This is a genomic window from Sphingomonas canadensis, from assembly GCF_026013525.1.
Taxonomy (GTDB): domain Bacteria; phylum Pseudomonadota; class Alphaproteobacteria; order Sphingomonadales; family Sphingomonadaceae; genus Sphingomonas; species Sphingomonas canadensis.
Genome location: NZ_JAPDRA010000004.1, coordinates 279,701 through 296,197, shown reverse-complemented (window position 1 = coordinate 296,197; position 16,497 = coordinate 279,701). Strand labels below are relative to the sequence as shown.

At 68.9% G+C, this 16,497-nt stretch carries 19 protein-coding genes; 14 read left to right on the top strand and 5 right to left on the bottom strand.

Going from position 1 to position 16,497, the window contains the following annotated elements:
• Positions 1-113: 113 nt before the first annotated feature.
• Positions 114-2,252 carry an NAD-dependent DNA ligase LigA gene (gene ligA, locus OM513_RS11075; RefSeq protein ID WP_264944298.1) on the bottom strand — a complete coding sequence of 713 codons (2,139 nt, stop codon included), beginning with the start codon at positions 2,250-2,252 and terminating at the stop codon, positions 114-116.
• 104 nt (positions 2,253-2,356) lie between these two features.
• Positions 2,357-3,448: a hypothetical protein gene (locus OM513_RS11070; protein WP_264944297.1), complete on the bottom strand. Its 1,092-nt coding sequence runs from the start codon at positions 3,446-3,448 to the stop codon at positions 2,357-2,359.
• A 180-nt stretch (positions 3,449-3,628) separates the two neighbouring features.
• Between OM513_RS11070 and OM513_RS11065 the strand changes: the two genes are divergently transcribed.
• The 3 genes from OM513_RS11065 to OM513_RS11055 all read left to right on the top strand — a co-directional run bounded on the left by OM513_RS11065 (position 3,629) and on the right by OM513_RS11055 (position 5,871).
• Positions 3,629-4,828, top strand: coding sequence for an MBL fold metallo-hydrolase (locus OM513_RS11065; protein ID WP_380916316.1), 1,200 nt, complete (start codon positions 3,629-3,631; stop codon positions 4,826-4,828).
• A 53-nt stretch (positions 4,829-4,881) separates the two neighbouring features.
• The gene (locus tag OM513_RS11060) at positions 4,882-5,319 is read left to right on the top strand and encodes a hypothetical protein (protein WP_264944295.1); all 438 of its coding nucleotides are present in this window, start codon (positions 4,882-4,884) and stop codon (positions 5,317-5,319) included.
• Positions 5,320-5,424: 105 nt separating this feature from the next.
• Complete coding sequence (locus tag OM513_RS11055) at positions 5,425-5,871, top strand: hypothetical protein (RefSeq protein ID WP_264944293.1); 447 nt, start codon at positions 5,425-5,427, stop codon at positions 5,869-5,871.
• Positions 5,872-5,986: 115 nt separating this feature from the next.
• On the opposite strand, the gene OM513_RS11050 is transcribed toward OM513_RS11055, so the two are convergent.
• Together OM513_RS11050 and OM513_RS11045 are read right to left on the bottom strand one after the other, a co-directional pair.
• Positions 5,987-6,541, bottom strand: a complete 555-nt coding sequence (locus tag OM513_RS11050; RefSeq protein WP_264944292.1) for a DUF3617 domain-containing protein — start codon at positions 6,539-6,541, stop codon at positions 5,987-5,989.
• A gap of 116 nt (positions 6,542-6,657) precedes the next feature.
• A complete protein-coding gene (locus OM513_RS11045) occupies positions 6,658-7,206 on the bottom strand; it encodes a DUF3617 domain-containing protein (protein WP_264944291.1) in 549 nt (182 codons plus the stop codon).
• Positions 7,207-7,260: 54 nt separating this feature from the next.
• On the opposite strand from OM513_RS11045, the gene uvrB reads away from it, so the two are divergent.
• The 11 genes from uvrB to OM513_RS10990 all read left to right on the top strand — a co-directional run bounded on the left by uvrB (position 7,261) and on the right by OM513_RS10990 (position 15,506).
• Positions 7,261-9,447: an excinuclease ABC subunit UvrB gene (uvrB, locus tag OM513_RS11040; protein ID WP_264944290.1), complete on the top strand. Its 2,187-nt coding sequence runs from the start codon at positions 7,261-7,263 to the stop codon at positions 9,445-9,447.
• Between the two features lie 62 nt (positions 9,448-9,509).
• Positions 9,510-9,947 carry a DUF4357 domain-containing protein gene (locus tag OM513_RS11035; RefSeq protein WP_264944289.1) on the top strand — a complete coding sequence of 146 codons (438 nt, stop codon included), beginning with the start codon at positions 9,510-9,512 and terminating at the stop codon, positions 9,945-9,947.
• The gene (locus tag OM513_RS11030) at positions 9,944-10,225 is read left to right on the top strand and encodes a type II toxin-antitoxin system RelE/ParE family toxin (RefSeq protein ID WP_264944288.1); all 282 of its coding nucleotides are present in this window, start codon (positions 9,944-9,946) and stop codon (positions 10,223-10,225) included. The genes OM513_RS11035 and OM513_RS11030 overlap by 4 nt, the downstream gene beginning before the upstream one ends.
• Positions 10,185-10,517 (top strand): HigA family addiction module antitoxin, encoded by a 333-nt coding sequence (locus tag OM513_RS11025; RefSeq protein ID WP_380916304.1) that lies wholly within the window; start codon positions 10,185-10,187, stop codon positions 10,515-10,517. The genes OM513_RS11030 and OM513_RS11025 overlap by 41 nt, the downstream gene beginning before the upstream one ends.
• A 74-nt stretch (positions 10,518-10,591) precedes the next feature.
• Positions 10,592-10,774 carry a hypothetical protein gene (locus OM513_RS11020; protein WP_264944286.1) on the top strand — a complete coding sequence of 61 codons (183 nt, stop codon included), beginning with the start codon at positions 10,592-10,594 and terminating at the stop codon, positions 10,772-10,774.
• 32 nt (positions 10,775-10,806) lie between these two features.
• Positions 10,807-11,814: a histone deacetylase family protein gene (locus tag OM513_RS11015; RefSeq protein ID WP_264944285.1), complete on the top strand. Its 1,008-nt coding sequence runs from the start codon at positions 10,807-10,809 to the stop codon at positions 11,812-11,814.
• 95 nt (positions 11,815-11,909) lie between these two features.
• Positions 11,910-13,022 (top strand): glycoside hydrolase family 5 protein, encoded by a 1,113-nt coding sequence (locus tag OM513_RS11010; protein WP_264944284.1) that lies wholly within the window; start codon positions 11,910-11,912, stop codon positions 13,020-13,022.
• 128 nt (positions 13,023-13,150) lie between these two features.
• On the top strand, positions 13,151-13,576 hold the full coding sequence (locus OM513_RS11005; protein WP_264944283.1) for a hypothetical protein: 426 nt from the start codon (positions 13,151-13,153) through the stop codon (positions 13,574-13,576).
• A gap of 49 nt (positions 13,577-13,625) precedes the next feature.
• A complete protein-coding gene (locus tag OM513_RS11000) occupies positions 13,626-14,171 on the top strand; it encodes a hypothetical protein (RefSeq protein ID WP_264944282.1) in 546 nt (181 codons plus the stop codon).
• Positions 14,172-14,702: 531 nt separating this feature from the next.
• Complete coding sequence (locus tag OM513_RS10995; protein ID WP_264944280.1) at positions 14,703-15,125, top strand: hypothetical protein; 423 nt, start codon at positions 14,703-14,705, stop codon at positions 15,123-15,125.
• Between the two features lie 78 nt (positions 15,126-15,203).
• The gene (locus OM513_RS10990; RefSeq protein WP_264944279.1) at positions 15,204-15,506 is read left to right on the top strand and encodes a hypothetical protein; all 303 of its coding nucleotides are present in this window, start codon (positions 15,204-15,206) and stop codon (positions 15,504-15,506) included.
• A 31-nt stretch (positions 15,507-15,537) separates the two neighbouring features.
• On the opposite strand, the gene OM513_RS10985 is transcribed toward OM513_RS10990, so the two are convergent.
• The gene (locus tag OM513_RS10985; RefSeq protein ID WP_264944278.1) at positions 15,538-16,470 is read right to left on the bottom strand and encodes a glutaminase; all 933 of its coding nucleotides are present in this window, start codon (positions 16,468-16,470) and stop codon (positions 15,538-15,540) included.
• Between the last annotated feature and the right edge of the window lie 27 nt (positions 16,471-16,497).

The following is a 16,497-nucleotide window of genomic DNA, read 5'->3' as shown; positions in this document are numbered from 1 at the left end:
CGGGCGAATCCCCGTCCAAACCGCCCCATGACGTTCATCTATTTCGTATGGATGACAGTCAATCCGAGTCTTTTGTGCAGTGCGATTCGGTAATGCTGCGTTGCAAAAACGCATCACCTGCCGGCCGCGGCCACGATCGCCTGCCAGCCCGCTTCGTCGATCACGCGCACGCCCAGATCGGCGGCCTTCTTCAGCTTCGATCCCGCGCCCGGCCCGGCGACCACCAGATCGGTCTTGGCCGAAACCGAGCCGGACACGCGCGCGCCCAGCGCCTCCGCCTGCGCCTTGGCCTCGTCGCGGCTCATCGTCTCCAGCGTGCCGGTGAACACCACGGTCTTGCCCGTCACCTCCGATTCGCGCGCGTCGAACACGAAGGGCGGGGGGCTCACCTCGGCGAGCAGATCGTCCCACACGGCGCGGTTGTGCGGCTCATGGAAGAAATCGGCGAGCGCGTTGCCCACCGCGGCGCCCACATTGTCCACGCCGATATGCTCGGCGATCGCCTTGTCCACGCGCGCGCGGAACCTGGCGGCGTCCTCGCCCAGCGCGGGGGACATGCCCTCGCGCAGCGCGATGATCTCGTCCGCCAGCGCCTTGACCGCGGGCAGCTCGACATAGCGTTTCAGCAGGTCGCGCGCGGTCACCACCCCCACGTGGCGGATGCCCAGCCCGAACAGCAGCCGCACCGGATCGGGCGCGCGCTTGGCCTCGATCGCTTCCAGCAGGTTCTCGACCGAACGGTCCTTCCAGCCCTCGCGGCCCAACAGCTCGCCGCGGTGCGCGGCCAGGCGGAAGATGTCGGCGGGCTCGGCGATCCAGCCCAGATCCAGGAACTCGGCGATCGTCTTCTCGCCCAGCCCCTCGATGTCCAGCGCGCCGCGGCTGACGAAGTGGCGCAGCCGCTCCTGCCGCTGGGCGGGGCAGATCAGCCCGCCGGTGCAGCGGATGTCGACCTCGCCCTCCTCGGCGCGCGCCTCCGATCCGCATTCGGGGCAGTGATCGGGGAAGGCCCAGGGCTCGCGCGGCGTGTCGCGCGTCAGATTCTCCACGATCTGCGGGATCACGTCGCCCGCACGCTGCAGCACCACGCGATCGCCGGGGCGCACGCCCAGCCGGGCAATCTCGTCGGCATTGTGGAGCGTGGCATTGGTGACCACCACGCCGCCCACCGTCACCGGCTCCAGCCGCGCCACGGGGGTCAGCTTGCCGGTGCGGCCGACCTGGATGTCGATCCGCTCCAGCGTCGTCTGCGCGCGCTCGGCGGGGAATTTGTGCGCGATCGCCCAGCGCGGTGCCCGCCCGACGAAGCCCAGCCGCGCCTGCCAGTCGAGCCGGTCGACCTTGTAGACCACGCCGTCGATGTCGAAGGGTAGATCCGCGCGCTTCGCCTCGATCTCGCGATACAGCCTGAGAGCGCCGTCGGTATCGAACCGGTTGATCGCGTAAGCCAGCTCGAAGCCCCAGGAGGCGATAGCAACCATCACTTCGAGCTGGGTCTCGCCGGGTAGCGACGTTGCCTCTCCCCAACCCCAGGCGAAGAAGCTCAACGGCCGCGCGCGCGTCACCGCCGCGTCCTTCTGGCGCAGCGATCCGGCGGCGGCGTTGCGCGGGTTGGCGAACTGGCGCGCTTCCTTGCCGCTCTCCTGCGCTTCGGCCAGCAGCCGCGCGTTGAGCGCGGCGAAATCCTGCTTGGCCATATAGACCTCGCCGCGCACCTCGAACACATCGGGCACGCCGGGCGGCAGTTCCTGCGGGATATCGGCGATGGTCCGCACATTGGCGGTCACGTCCTCGCCCACCTGCCCGTCGCCGCGGGTCAGCGCGCGCACCAGCCGTCCCTGTTCGTAGCGCAGCGAACAGGACAGGCCGTCGATCTTGGGCTCGGCGGTCAGCGCCACGCGATCCTCGGCGCCCAGCGACAGGAAGCGGCGGACGCGCAGAATGAACTCGACCACCTCCTCGTCGGTGAAGGCGTTGTCCAGGCTGAACATCGGCCGCGCATGCGCCACCTTGCCCAGCGGCGATGCGGCGGTGGCGGCCCCCACCAGCCTGGACGGCGAATCGGCGCGGACCAGATCGGGGAATGCCGCCTCGATCGCGGCGTTGCGCCCCATCAGCGCGTCGAAATCGGCGTCGCTGATCTCGGGCGCGTCCTCGGCGTGATAGAGCCGGTTGTGATGCGCGATCTCGGCGGCCAGCCGCTCCAGCTCGGCGGCGGCCTCATCGGGGGTCTGGGGCAGGGGCTGGGCCATGGGCGTCGTCTTCAGTTGGGTTGGGGGAGCGGGCCGGCACCGGGGCGGCGAAGCTGAGGACAGGCCCTAAAGGCGGGCGCCACGCCGATCAATAGCGGGGGCGCTCAGCGGATGCAGGCTGCCATCCGCGCCAGCCGGACGTCGTCATATCCGGCCGCGCGCGCCGCCTGCTCGATCCGTTCGGGCGTCAGTGCCACCTGCACCACATTGCCCTGGCGGGGCAGTCGCGCGTCCGGCAGCACGATCATTTCCACCCCCAGGTTGCCGGGGCCGGAGGGCAGGGCGGGATCATAGCCGATGCCGCTGTATGCGCGGATGTCGGCAGGGCCGAGCGGCTCGTATCCGGGGCGGCAGCGGTCCTCGGTCCCCAGGTCCGGCCGCGAGACGAAGGGGGCGGGCAGCCCGGTCTCCACCGTGGTGCAGCGCAGCGCGAGCGGGATGGGGCCCACCGGCTGCACCGCGCGGATCGCGCCCTCGCGCAGCAACTGGTGCAGCGCCACCGATCCTTCGCCGAACGCCGGGCCGGTGTCGCCTGCGATCGCAAAGGCGCTGCGCCCGCGATAGCGCACCCACACGACGCTGCCGAGCAGCCCCGATTGCGCGCCGGGCACCACGCTGGCCGGGATGGCGGAGGAATCGATATAGGCGGCGCGGCCGTCCACCAGATTGCGCAGCGCGGTGGTGGATAGATAGGTGCCGGTCATCGCGCCCGAAACGTCGCGCACGCGGCGCCCGGCGCGCGGCTTGCCCACCCCGTCGCCCACCACATAGCGGTACGACGAACCCTCGCATCGTTCGCGCGGCACGCCGGGGGCATAGGCGTCCACCTCGAAGGCATAGACGCAGAACCGGTCGGTGCCCGGCGCGAAGCCGCGCGCCTCGGCCAGCAGGAAGCGGTTGCGGCAATCCCATTTGTTCGCGGCGGTATGGCACGCGATCTTGCGCCCGTCCGGCCCGATGCGGTTCATGCCGTTGAAGACATAGGTCTGGCCATGGTCGCCGGGCGTATAGGATGCCGCGGCCCCGTCCGGATTGACCTGGAGCGCGCTGCGCAGCCCGATCGCGCCGCCGGCGAAGGCATAGCGGCCCGCCTGGGGCTCGGGACAGGGCTGGCGCTGCGCCGGGGCGGACTGGAGGGCAGGGGCGGCCGATCCGCACAGCAGCAGCGCGGCGGCGGCGATCGGCACGGGTCGCATCTTCACTCCTCTGGCCAGGGCGCGCCAGCATCGGCGCTCGCGGGCGCGGGGTAAAGGGGGCGCGATTGACACTGGCCGCCCGCCCCCCATCTTTGGCGGCGGCGCGAACCAGGCGGAGCGAATCGCGATGAACATTGTACGGCCCGGCAATCCCGGGCCTTGGGTATCGCGGCGCTGACCATGGGGGAAACCGGGGAAGGCGGCCGTCCGCGCGGACGGCTGCGGCGGATCGCGGGCGTCGCGGCATGGGCGCTGCTGTGGCTGCTGGCGGCGGCGGCGATCGCGGTCACGGTGGTGCCGCACTATCTCGACCGCATCTATTATCGCGGCCCGGCGGACGCGCATTTCGACGGCGAGCATTTCTTCAATCCGGACGGCGACGACATGATGCCGCCGGGCAGCCGCAATTCGATCCTGTTGCGCCAGATCGCGGGCGATCCCACGCGCCCCTGGTGGCCCGATCGCGTGGCGCTGACCCCGGCGCGGCCCCCGGCGCGCGTGACGGGCGGGGAGATGCTGGCCACCTGGATCGGCCATGCGACGATGCTGGTGCAGGCCGACGGCATCAACATCCTGACCGACCCGATCTGGAGCGATACCGCCGGGCCGTTCGGCGTCGGTCCGCGGCGCGTGGCGGAGCCGGGGGTGCGCTTCGACGACCTGCCCCGCATCGATCTCGTGCTCGTCAGCCACAATCATTACGACCACCTCGATCTCGATACGCTGCGGCGGCTGTGGCAGCGCGATCGCCCGCTGATCGTCACCAGCCTGGGCAACGACGCGATCCTGCGATCGGCGGGGATCGAGGCGCAGGCGCGCGACTGGGGCGGCGAGGTGGCGGTGCGGCCCGGCATATCGGTCGCGGTGACGCGCAACCACCATTGGGGCAGCCGCTGGTTCCGCGATCGCAACCGCGCGCTGTGGTCCAGCTTCGTGGTGCGCCTGCCGCACGGCAACTTCTTCTTCGCGGGCGATACCGGCTTCGGCGACGGGCGCTGGCCGGCCGAGGCGGCGGCGCTGGGGCCAATCCGGCTCGCGGGCATCCCGATCGGCGCCTTCCGCTTCGAGGAGGGGCAGATGGGTACCGGCAGCCATATCGGCCCGCGCGAGGCGATCCGGGTGTGGCAGGGCCTGGGCCGCCCGCGCGCGATCCCGATCCACTGGGGCACCTTCCGCCTGTCACAAGAGGGCTATTGGACGCCGCCCCGGCTGCTTCAGGCGATGCTGGGCTGCGCGGGATCGGCGGGCCGGGGCTTCGCGCCGGCCCGGATCGGCCGCCCGGTGCGCGTCGCGCCGCTCGCCGCGCCCGCGGGGCCGGGGCCGGATCTCGCCGCGATCGACGCCTGCTGGAAGGCGGGCCGCTTCGACGCCTATCGCTGAGGGGCGTGCGGCGGGCTATCCTGCCGCACGACTCGATCCGGGGAGGGGACGATATGCGCAGGACGACGATGTTCGCACTGGCCGCCGCAGGGGCAGCGCTGCTCGCGGCACCCGGCGCGATGGCGCAGAAGCGCGAGAACGGCGCGCGCGAGATGATGCTGTCGCTCGGCGGCGGCATGAAGGGCAAGAAGCTGGAAAATGCGATCAAGGCCGCGGACGCCTTCCCGGTGGGATCGAAGCAGAACCCGGTGCGCGAGAACAGCCCGGCGGGCGAGCATGCCTATCTGCGCCGGCTGCGCTGCGCGGACGGCAGCGCGCCCGCCTATGAACGGCGCGGCAATATCGGCCCCGGGCCGTATGACTTCATCGTCGATCTCTATGCGGTGACCTGCCCCGGGCAGCCCGCGGTGGATGTCCATATCGACATGTATCACGATGGCCCGGACGACCGGCCCGTGCCCGGCTTCACCATCGTCCCGGCGGAAGACTGAACGTTCCAATTCGATCCCGCGCGCGTGTTCGACTCGCTTGAGCGCGGGCGCTCCGGCGTCTATTTTCGCCAGCGGGGAAGGGTATTGCCGGGCAATGAGCGCGTGATGGCCGCATCGCACGAATATGAAACGACGCTGGACCGGGCCGGTCTGGCGATGGCTGCCGGCAGCCTGCTGGGCGGCGGGGTGGTCACCGCGCTGCTCGCGATGGGCGGGACCAGCGGGGTGATGGAGCTGGTGTGGGGCACGCTGATCGGCGCGGTGTTCGTCTCGATCGGAATCGCCGCGGTGGTCGGCCCGCTGTGGCTGGTGATGCACGTCGCCGGGCTGCGCCGCGCGCGCCATGCCGCGATGGTGGGCGCGCTGGTGGCGATGGTGGTGGTGATCGGTGCCCGCACCTGGGGCTTCGGCATGGGGGACATGCCGCCGATCGACGGACGCACCCTGGCGATGGCCTGGCTCAGCGCGCTGGCGACCAGCCTGTTGTGGGCGCTGGCGGCGGCGCTGATCGGGCTGGCGATGTGGCGCATCGCCTATCGCCGGGTGCGTTGAGCGCCCGGGCGGCGATCCCGCGAAACTGAAAGCGGCACCGGCGCTTCGGCGCGCGCCGCCATGCGGCCGGCGCGATGACCGGCGCCCCCGCGGCGGAGGGCGCCGGCGGGCTGGTTCAGCCGCCCGTCGCCTCGCACGCGCCGATGCGCTTGCCGGTGCGGGTTGCCTTGACCTTCATCATGCCGCCCTCGGTGTTCGGCACGTTGGTATTCATCTCCATGGTGTAGCTGACCGCCTCGGGCGAAATGATGCCCTTGGCCTCGCCCTCGCCCTGCATCTCTTCGCCCGGCTTGCCGCAGCGGACCTTGGCGGAGAAGCTGCCCGGCGCGGTGGTGACGTTGCCGGCCATGCAGGCGCCGTCCTCGTCCAGCTTCACGAACTTGATGATGTCCAGCTTGGCCTGCTCAGGCGTGATGCACTCGGTCTCGGTCTTCTCCGTGTTCATCTGGTCCTGCAGCGCGGCGGCCACGTCGTCGGGCACGTTGGTCACCTCGACCAGTTCGGTCTTCTCGGTCCATTCCCAGTTGCCCGGGTTGGGCTCGATCTTGACCGGCGCGGCCGGGGCCGCGGCGGTGGCGTTGGCCGTGGCGTTGCCGTCGGTGCCCGCACCCTTGTTGCAGCCGGCGATCAGCACGGCGCCGGCCAGCGCCGGAACGATCAGATACTTCATCGATATTTCCCCACCTAGATTAAACCGCGGCCCTCCCCGCGGCGGTCAACCGGGTCCCGCGACCCGGAATTCCTGAAAACTGTCGCTGGTGCCGGCCCCTGCCGGCGCCCACGGGATTATTTCTCGCCCGGCTTGCAGTCGCCGACGCGCTTGCCGGAGACGCGGGCGCGGGTATGCATCTTGCCCATCGGGCCGCTCACATCCATCGCCTGCTCGACCGCGAAGGTCTCGGCTTCGAACGATCCGTTCGTCACCATTTTCATCTCGCCGCCTTCGCCGGGGCAGGACATCACTGCCTCGATCTTGCCGTTCGACATCTCATATTTGTCGAACTTGCACTTGCTCTCGTCCTTGCCGCCGAAGTTGGGGCGCTTGACGTCCTCTTCGGTCATGCAGCTCGAAATGGTGGTCGGCTTCATCGCCCGTTCCTTGATCTGGGCGGCGAGCTGCTTGGGCATGCTGTCGGTACCGGGCATCTCGAATTCGAGCACCTCGATCTTGGTTTCCCACTTGCCCGGCTTCATCTGCGGAGCGGCCCCGGCCTCCTTGGACTTGGCCGCCACCTCCTCGGGCGAGGCGTTGGTCAGCGACACGCTCGGCCCCTGGTTGCAGGCGGCAAGCGCCAGGACGGCGATGAGCGGGGCGAAGGTCGTCAGACGCGGCATTGGGTCCTCTCCGATACTTTGCGCGGAGCGGCGACTCTCCCCATATTCGCGGCGATGGCAATCCAGATTCGCACCAGCCTGGCGGAGCCCGAGACGGGCCAGTCGTTCGTTCCCCACCGCCCCCAGCGGCCGGAGAAGGTGGAGGGCGGGCGTCCGTTCCGGCTCGTCTCCGACTATCAGCCGTCCGGCGACCAGCGCCAGGCGATCCCGGAACTGGTGGCGGCCGCGCGCGCGGGCGATCGCGATCAGGTGCTGCTGGGCGTCACCGGTTCGGGCAAGACCTTCACCATGGCCAGCGTGATCCAGGAGCTTCAGCGCCCCGCGCTGATCCTGGCCCCCAACAAGATCCTGGCCGCCCAGCTCTATGGCGAGTTCAAGAGCTTCTTCCCGGACAATGCGGTCGAATATTTCGTCAGCTACTACGACTATTACCAGCCCGAGGCCTATGTCCCCCGATCCGACACCTATATCGAGAAGGAAAGCTCGGTGAACGAGGCGATCGACCGGATGCGCCATTCGGCCACCCGCGCGCTGCTGGAGCGCGACGACGTGCTGATCGTCGCCAGCGTGTCCTGCCTGTACGGCATCGGATCGGTCGAGACCTATTCGGCGATGATCTTCGACCTGAAGAAGGGCCAGGTGGCGGACCAGCGCGAGATCATCCGCAAGCTGGTCGCGCTGCAATATAAGCGCAACGACGCCGCCTTCGCCCGCGGCGCCTTCCGCGTGCGCGGCGACAGCCTGGAGATATTCCCGTCGCACTATGAGGACACCGCCTGGCGGATCAGCTTCTTCGGCGACGATATCGAGGAGATCACCGAATTCGATCCGCTCACCGGCGCGAAGGTGGCCAGCCTGGATCACATCCGCGTCTATGCCAACAGCCACTATGTCACGCCCGGCCCCACGCTGAAGCAGGCGATGGAGGCGATCCGCCACGAACTGGCCGAGCGGCTGAAGGAGCTGCATGCGGAGGGCAAGCTGCTGGAGGCGCAGCGGCTGGAGCAGCGCACCAATTTCGATCTGGAGATGATCGCCGCCACCGGCTCGTGCGCGGGGATCGAGAACTACAGCCGCTTCCTCACCGGCCGCCTGCCCGGCGAGCCGCCGCCGACGCTGTTCGAATATCTGCCGGAGAACGCGCTGCTGTTCGTCGACGAAAGCCACGTCACCGTGCCCCAGGTGGGCGGCATGGCGCGCGGCGACCACCGGCGGAAGATCACGCTGGCCGAATATGGCTTCCGCCTGCCGAGCTGCATCGACAACCGCCCGCTGCGCTTCAACGAATGGGACGCGATGCGCCCGCAGACGGTGTGCGTTTCCGCCACGCCCGGCGGATGGGAGCTGGAGCAGACCGGCGGCGTCTTCGTCGAACAGGTGATCCGCCCCACCGGCCTGATCGACCCGCCGGTGGAGATCCGCCCCGTGGAGGAGCAGGTGCAGGACCTGATCCAGGAGTGCAAGGCCACCGCGGCCAAGGGATACCGCACCCTCGTCACCACGCTCACCAAGCGCATGGCGGAGGACCTGACCGAATATATGCACGAGGCGGGGATCAAGGTCCGCTACATGCATTCGGACGTCGAGACGCTGGAGCGTATCGAGCTGATCCGCGATCTGCGCCTGGGCGTTTATGACGTGCTGGTGGGCATCAACCTGCTGCGCGAGGGGCTCGACATTCCCGAATGCGGCCTGGTCGCGATCCTGGATGCGGACAAGGAGGGCTTCCTGCGCTCCGAAACCTCGCTGATCCAGACGATCGGCCGCGCCGCGCGCAACGTGGACGGCCGCGTGATCCTCTACGCCGATCGCATGACCGGCAGCATGGAACGCGCGCTGGCCGAAACCGGGCGGCGGCGCGAGAAACAGCTCGCCTACAACGCCGAACACGGCATCACGCCGGAAACGGTGAAGAAGAACATCGGCGACATCATCGCCCATGTCGCCAGCAAGGATCAGGTCACCGTCGAGATCGACGAAGGCCCCGCGCACATGGTGGGCCACAATCTGCGCGCCTATATCGAGGATCTGGAAAAACAGATGCGCGAGGCCGCCGCGAACCTGGAGTTCGAGGAGGCCGGGCGCCTGCGCGACCAGATCCGTGCGCTGGAGAACGAGGAGCTGGGCCTGCCCCCGGGCGAGCACAAGGCCCCGGTGATGGGCCGCAGCAACGAAGGCAAGCCGGGCACCCGCAAGACCCGCTATGGCAAGACCCAGCGCAAGTTCGGCGGGCGGCACTAATAGCGCTATTTTTTAGTTGAAATAGCACTATTAGTGCGCTACGGAGCCGCCGGAGGTGGCTCATGGAGATTCGGGTAAGTCTCGAAGTTTACAAGGCTTTGACTGCAGCGTTGAGCTATGAAGGGCAAACATACGATGATGTCCTGCGGGCGCTCCTGAGTCTTGACTCGCCGCTTGAGTCCGAGAGCAATAGTTCGTTCCTGGAAGGCGTCGAGACACTATCGGAAGGCCTCGCTCGCGGCCTCGACCCTAAGGCCTTCCATTCTCGGGGTCTTCGTCTACCAGAAGGGACTAAGCTCCGGGCAAGGTACAAGGGGGTACCTTATATCGCCGAGATCAAAGGCGGGCACTGGATCGATATGGCGGGCCAATCCCAGCCGAGCCCTTCTGCGGCAGCTTCGTCGATCACGGGAAACAACGTCAATGGGCTAAAATTTTGGGAGGCGCAGCTACCCGGTGAGGTGCTGTGGCGCAGGCTTGAATCGCTGGTACGTCGATGATCCGTAGCTTCGCCGACAGAGAAACCGAGCGCATCTGTCGCGGCCTTCGAAGCCGCAAACTACCGCAGGACATTCAGGATCGTGCGCGCGTTCGGCTTGTGATGCTCGACGCTGCCGAAACTCTGGACGACCTCCTCAATCCGCCCAGCAACCGCCTGCACTCCCTCTCCGGCGATCGTGCGGGCCAGCACTCCATTTCCATTAACATGCAATGGCGTATATGCTTCGTCTGGCGCGATGGAGGCGCGGACGGTGTCGAGATCACGGACTATCACTAACCCCGATTGGCTGCATAATCCGCATGCTGGCGAGGTGCTGGCGAGCGAATTCATGGAGCCGCTGGAGCTTGACGCCGCGCAGCTCGCGGCTGCGATCGACGCGCCGGTTGCGCATCTTCAGGCGGTGCTTTCGGGTGAGCGGCCGATGGACGCCGAACTCGATCTGCGGCTCGGGCGCTACTTCCGCATGTCCGAGGGCTTTTTCCTGCGCCTGCAGGATCAGTATGAGTTGCTCGAAGCCAAGCGGGTGCTCAATGGCGAACTGGACCGGATCACTCCGCGGGCGGCCTGACGGTTTGTGCATGCGATCGTGGACGGCGAGTTCACTATCATCAAGGCCGCGCGGTTCATTCAATCCGCCTGCCGGTGCGCAGGCCCATCCATGCGCTGGCCACCGCGCTCTATACGTTCGACGCCTGGACGTGCGGGTGCGCCATGTGGCGGACACCGGCCCGTCTGGCGGGGCTGAAGATACTGCTCAACAAGCACCATTGTGAGGAGCCGTTCGTCACCTCTCCGCCGCCCATCCCCCTGCTGCCGCCCGCTTGACGCCCCCCGGCCGCTTCGCCGAGGGTCGGGGGATGCTCAGCGTCTTCGATCCCCGCCAGCTATCGCATCTGCCCGCGCGGGAGATGCATAACGGCGGGTGGAGCGATCATGCCGAAACCGCCGATCGCGCGCGGATCGTGGCGGCGCGGCTGGGCGGGCTGGCGGCGGCGCGCGATTTCGGCATGGCGCCGATCGCGCGGGTGCATGGCGCGGACTATCTCGATTTCCTGCGCGGCGCGCATGCCCGCTGGCGCGAAGCGGGGCGGGACGGCGATGCGATCGGCTATGCCTGGCCGGTGGTGGGGCGCCGCCCGCTGGTGCTCTCGCGCATCGATGCGCTGCTCGGGCGGTTCAGCTTCGATGCGGTGACGCCGATCGGCCCGGGCACCTGGAACGGCGCCTATTGGAGCGCGCAGACGGCGCTGACCGCGCTCGCCCCGCTGCTGGCGGGGGATGCGCGTGCCGCCTTCGCGCTGTGCCGCCCGCCGGGGCATCATGCGGGCGCCGATTATTGCGGCGGCTATTGCTATCTCAACAACGCCGCCATCGCCGCGCGCGCGGCGCAGGACGCGGGCGTGGCGCGCGTCGCGATCCTGGACGTGGACTATCACCACGGCAACGGCACCCAGGACCTCTTCCTGGAGGACGGCACGGTCTTCTTCGCGTCGATCCATGCCGATCCGGCGGCGGACTATCCCTATTACTGGGGCCATGCCGACGAGCGTGGGCAGGGCGCGGGGGAGGGCGCGACGCTGAACCTGCCGCTGCCGCGCGGCACGGGGATCGACGGCTATCTCCCCGCGCTGGATCGCACGCTGGATGCGATCGCGGGCTTCGCGCCGGGGCTGTTGCTGGTGTCGTTCGGCGCGGACACTTTCGCGCAGGACCCGATCTCCCACTTCGCGATCCGCACGGGCGATTATCCCCGGCTGGGCGCGCGCATCGCCGCGCTGGGGCTGCCCGCGCTGGTGGTGATGGAGGGCGGCTATGCCGTCGATGCGCTGGGGGAGAATGTCGCGGCCTTCCTGTCGGGATTCTGAGGGGCGGCAGAGCGCGCTTGCCTTCCGTGCCTCAGGCGATATCCTGTCAACGTTGACATGGCGGGCGGCAGACCCGCGCGGATCAGGAGGCGAGGATGGGCAATCTGCGCATGGGCGGCGCCGTGCTGGCGATCGGGCTGGCGGCATGCGGAAGCGGCCCGGCTGCGGGCGGCAGCGGCGGGGGTGGCGGCCCGGTGATCGTCACGCCGACGCCGACTCCAACGCCCACGCCCACGCCGACCCCCAGCTTCACCCCCATCGCCGCGCGCGAGCCCAGCACGGGCGTCCGCCTGCACCTGGGCAAGTGCGTCAACATGGGCAACCATCTGGAGGCGCCGAACGAGGGCGATTGGGGCCGCGCGATCGTGGACGGCGATTTCGCGATCATCAAGGCCGCGGGCTTCGATTCGATCCGCCTGCCGGTGCGCTGGTCCACCCATGCGCTGGCCGCCGCGCCCTATACGATCGACGCCGCCTGGATGGCGCGCGTGCGCCACGTGGTCGATACCGCGCGGGCGGCGGGGCTGAAGATCCTGCTCAACATGCATCATTATGAGGAACTGTTCGTCACCCCCGCCGCCCATGCCGCGCGCTTCGCCGCGATGTGGCAGCAGATCGCCGCCGAATTCGCGTCGCAGCCCGATGCGAGCGTCTGGTTCGAGCTGATCAACGAGCCCAACGGCGCGCTGAACGACAGCAACCTTCTGCCGGTGCTCAATCCCGCGCTGGCCAATGTCCGCGCAACCAATCCCACGCGGCCGGTGGTGGTGGGCGGGCAGAACTGGTCGGGCGTCGGATCGCTGGCCACGCTGGTGCTGCCGTCCGATCCCTATGTCGTGCCGACGATCCACACCTATGATCCGTTCAACTTCACGCATCAGGGCGCGACCTGGATCACGCCCACCCCGCCGCTGGGCCGCGTGTTCGGCGGATCGGACTATGCGGAGCTTCAGAACAACCTCAACGCCGTCACCGCCTATATGAACGCCAGCGGCCGGGTGCCCTTCGTCGGCGAATACGGCGCGAACGACGTGGCGGGCGTGCCGCTGTCCGAACGGATCAAATATTATGGCACGATCTCGTCGGCCTATGCATCGATCGGGGTCCAGAGCTGCGCCTGGGCCTATACCAATACGATGCGTCTGCGCGACGGATCGGCATGGCTTCCGGGAATCGTCGAGGCCATCCAGACAACAACCACGCAATAGAATGGAAACATTTCAGCAAGAATCGACCCGATTTTCGGCCGGAATTCCGGAAAATTACCGCAGAATACCGTAATAACGCGCGCGTTCCGAACGCGATATCTTGCGAATCGAAAGCAAGGGGATCGCGGGTGCAATCGATCGAATGTCTGCGGAACGGGCACAGGCTGATTGCCGGGCAGGCCGCGTATCTGGCGGGGCTGGCGCGTGCCGGCTTCCCCGATCCCGCGTCGATCGTGATGCTCCGCTGGGATCTGGTGAACGCGGTGGCGGACCACAGCCTGCGCGTCGACCGCGCGCTGTGCCGCACGCTCACCGCGTGCAGCGATCTGCTCGCCGCGCGTGCCGCCTGGGCGCACCGGCAATATCATTCGACGATCCAGGACGGGCTGATGCGCTTCGTGTCGGCCTGGCCGGTCACCCGCCTCGCGACGGAGTGGGACCGGTTCGGCGATGCGGCGGAGACCGCGCTGGCGCCCTTGTTCGAGCATCTCGCCTGGGAGGAGCGCGAGCTGTTCGCCCATGCGGAGCGCGCGCTGTCGCGCCGGGCGGCCTGATCGCCGTTCGGCGGTTGAGCGGCGCGGAGCCATCCCGCATAAGGCGCCGATGCGCCGCATATTCGCCCCCGTCGTTCCGCTCGCGCTGCTGGCCGCGCTGAGCGCCTGCACCGCCGACAAGCCCGCCCCGCCGCCGCGCCCGCTGCCGGCTCCCCCGCCCGTGCCGTTGCCGCCGCCCCCGCCGCCGCCCCCTCCGGCGCCTGCCCCGGCCGATTGGCGTGACGTGGCGGTGGCGCCCGGTACCTGGGCCTGGCGCCAGGACGCGCGCGGATCGATCGCGCTGTTCGGCCGCCCCGGCGCACCTGCGGACCTCACCGTGCGTTGCGATCGCCAGCGCGGCCGCGTCTATGTCGCCCGGCTGGGCGACGGGGCGCAGCAATTGACGGTGCGCACCTCGTCCACGATGCGCGCGCTGCCCGTCACGCCGACCGGCGGCGACGTTCCCTATGTCGCGTTCGAGCTGGCGCCGCGCGATCCGTTGCTCGATGCGATGGGGCATACGCGCGGGCGCTTCGCCGTGCTGGCGGAGCGGCTGGCGCCGCTTGCCGTGCCTGCCTGGGCGGAGCTGCTGCGCGTGATCGAGGACTGCCGCTGAGCGGCATACCGGCGTTTTCGCCGTCCTGATTCCGGGGTGATTCCGGGCGCGCCGGGCCGGCAACGCGCGGAAGCGAGAAGATTCGCACCTATTGCGCTGCAAAACAAGACTTGTTCTGCGACTCATCGCGATTCATGGTGTGCCCGTGCCGGAGACGGTACACAGGCTCAACTAGCGAAAGGAGGTGATCCGATGTCTCATGGTTCAGCAATGGGGTCGGTTCAGTTCGTTCGGGAGACGCGCCGCTGATCTGATGGCGCGGACGGAAGCCCTCCGTCCGTAGCGAGCGGGAGGAATTCCCCTCCAGGCAACGTTCGCAGCCACAGTGAAAGCGGTCCGCATGGTCTCCCGGGCTGGAGCTCTCCGGCCGCTGACCATGTCGGAGGTCGCCGGGTACCCGGGGAGGGGCCCGGCGGCCTCTTTCATTTTCACCGCACGGGCATTTTTGCGGCGCGGGCATTTTTGCAGGATGGGCTTTGCCGCGGGTTGCGCGTATCGCCCCCGCCAGCCCTTCGACAGCCGGAGACGGCGATGCGCGCCGCGTTGCTCTTCAGCCTGATGATGCCCCTGCTGGGCGGATGCGGCGGCGCGGCCTGTGGCGGGGCGCTGATCGAAACCGCGCCCGATCCCGGCGGCACCACCGCCGCCTTTCGCAGCATCCGCGATTGCGGCGCCACTACCGGCTATTCCACCCAGGTCGCCGTCGGCCGCGAGTTCGACGGCCATGAGCGCGCGGCGCCGGTATTCATCGCCGATTCCGATCACGGCGTCGCGGACGAGGAAGGCGGCGCGGTGCGCGTCGCGCTGCGCTGGGACGGCGCGCGGCGGCTGACCGTCTTCTATGCCCGCCACGCCCGCGTATTCCGCGCCGAGCCGGAGGCGGAGGGCGTGACGATCCGCTATGTCGAGCGCGACTTCGGCGCGCCGCCCCGCCGCCGCGCGTCCGCCCGCTGAAGCGCCGCCGCTCCGGTACAATACCGATCCCGCGCCGCGCGCCCGCGCCGTAAGGCTTGCGGCGAAGGGAGTTCGCCAATGCGCCGCTGGGCCGTCTTGTCTGCCGCACTGCTGCTCGCTCCCAATATGGCCGGGGCGCAGTCCGCCGGGGGCTGGGGCGAGGTGGTGCTGGAAAATTCCACCACCATCGGGGCAGAGCTGTACGTCAACGAGGTCTATCAGTGCACCGCCCCGCCGCGCAGCTCCTGCACCGCGGAGGTGGGGTCCGGGCCGCACTATGCCACGATCCTGTTCGACAACGGCGACTATATCCTGACGCCGTTCTTCGAGGTGCCCGAAGGCATGGCGATGACGCTGCCCGTGCGCGACCTGATGGGATAGCGGGCCGGTGCCGCCTGAATGAAGGGCGGCCCTAGCGCGGTTCGAACACCGACCAGCCGGTGCGATGCACCAGCCGTTCCAGCGCCAGCGTGCCGAGCTGCGAGTTTCCGCGTTCGTTGAGCCCCGGCGACCAGACCGCGATCGACGCGATCCCCGGCGCCACCGCCAATATGCCCCCGCCCACGCCCGATTTGCCCGGCAGGCCGACGCGGAAGGCGAATTCGCCCGATCCGTCATAATGGCCGCAGGTGAGCATCAGCGCGTTGATGCGCCGTGCGCGCCGGGCCGATACCACGCTGCCCCCGGTATCCGGGTTGCGCCCGCCCGCCATCAGATATCGCCCCGCGAGGGCGAGCTGGCGGCAGCTCATCGCCAGCGCGCAATGATGGAAATAGACGCCCAGCACGCGCTCCGCCGGGTGGTGGAGGTTGCCGAAGGCGCGCATATAGTTGGCCAGCGCGATGTTGCGGAATCCGGTCTCCTGCTCGGCGCGCGCCACCGCCTCGTCGATGAAGATGCCGTCATCGCCCGCTAGGTTGCGCACGAAGCGCAGCATCTCGCCGATCGCCTCGCGCGGTTCGTGGCGGCCGAGCAGTATGTCTGAGACCACGATGGCGCCTGCGTTGAGGAACGGGTTGCGCGGGATGCCGTGCTCGGTCTCGAGCTGGACGATCGAGTTGAACGCGCTGCCCGAAGGCTCGCGGCCGACGCGCTTCCATAGCTGGTCGCCCACCGCGCCCAGCGCCAGCGTCAGCGCGAACACCTTCGACACCGACTGGATCGAAAAGGGCATGTCCGCGTCGCCCGCGGCGTGGACGGTGCCGTCCGCCTCGACGATCGCGATCCCGAACCGCGCCGGGTCCACCGCCGCGAGCGGGGGGATGTAGCTGGCCGGCGTGCCGCGATCGGGCGCGGCCGCCATCTCGGCGGCGATATCGGCGACGATGGCGGCCAGATCGGGCATGCGCCCTTCCTAACGCGCAGCGCGGCG

Excerpts from the sequence above, each read along its gene's own strand:
- ligA (WP_264944298.1), bottom strand. The coding sequence starts at position 2,252 with ATGGCCCAGCCCCTGCCCCAGACCCCCGATGAGGCCGCCGCCGAGCTG.
- OM513_RS11070 (WP_264944297.1), bottom strand. The coding sequence starts at position 3,448 with ATGCGACCCGTGCCGATCGCCGCCGCCGCGCTGCTGCTGTGCGGATCG.
- OM513_RS11065 (WP_380916316.1), top strand. The coding sequence starts at position 3,629 with ATGGGGGAAACCGGGGAAGGCGGCCGTCCGCGCGGACGGCTGCGGCGG.
- OM513_RS11060 (WP_264944295.1), top strand. The coding sequence starts at position 4,882 with ATGCGCAGGACGACGATGTTCGCACTGGCCGCCGCAGGGGCAGCGCTG.
- OM513_RS11055 (WP_264944293.1), top strand. The coding sequence starts at position 5,425 with ATGGCCGCATCGCACGAATATGAAACGACGCTGGACCGGGCCGGTCTG.
- OM513_RS11050 (WP_264944292.1), bottom strand. The coding sequence starts at position 6,541 with ATGAAGTATCTGATCGTTCCGGCGCTGGCCGGCGCCGTGCTGATCGCC.
- OM513_RS11045 (WP_264944291.1), bottom strand. The coding sequence starts at position 7,206 with ATGCCGCGTCTGACGACCTTCGCCCCGCTCATCGCCGTCCTGGCGCTT.
- uvrB (WP_264944290.1), top strand. The coding sequence starts at position 7,261 with ATGGCAATCCAGATTCGCACCAGCCTGGCGGAGCCCGAGACGGGCCAG.
- OM513_RS11035 (WP_264944289.1), top strand. The coding sequence starts at position 9,510 with ATGGAGATTCGGGTAAGTCTCGAAGTTTACAAGGCTTTGACTGCAGCG.
- OM513_RS11030 (WP_264944288.1), top strand. The coding sequence starts at position 9,944 with ATGATCCGTAGCTTCGCCGACAGAGAAACCGAGCGCATCTGTCGCGGC.
- OM513_RS11025 (WP_380916304.1), top strand. The coding sequence starts at position 10,185 with ATGGAGGCGCGGACGGTGTCGAGATCACGGACTATCACTAACCCCGAT.
- OM513_RS11015 (WP_264944285.1), top strand. The coding sequence starts at position 10,807 with ATGCTCAGCGTCTTCGATCCCCGCCAGCTATCGCATCTGCCCGCGCGG.
- OM513_RS11010 (WP_264944284.1), top strand. The coding sequence starts at position 11,910 with ATGGGCAATCTGCGCATGGGCGGCGCCGTGCTGGCGATCGGGCTGGCG.
- OM513_RS11000 (WP_264944282.1), top strand. The coding sequence starts at position 13,626 with ATGCGCCGCATATTCGCCCCCGTCGTTCCGCTCGCGCTGCTGGCCGCG.
- OM513_RS10995 (WP_264944280.1), top strand. The coding sequence starts at position 14,703 with ATGCGCGCCGCGTTGCTCTTCAGCCTGATGATGCCCCTGCTGGGCGGA.
- OM513_RS10990 (WP_264944279.1), top strand. The coding sequence starts at position 15,204 with ATGCGCCGCTGGGCCGTCTTGTCTGCCGCACTGCTGCTCGCTCCCAAT.
- OM513_RS10985 (WP_264944278.1), bottom strand. The coding sequence starts at position 16,470 with ATGCCCGATCTGGCCGCCATCGTCGCCGATATCGCCGCCGAGATGGCG.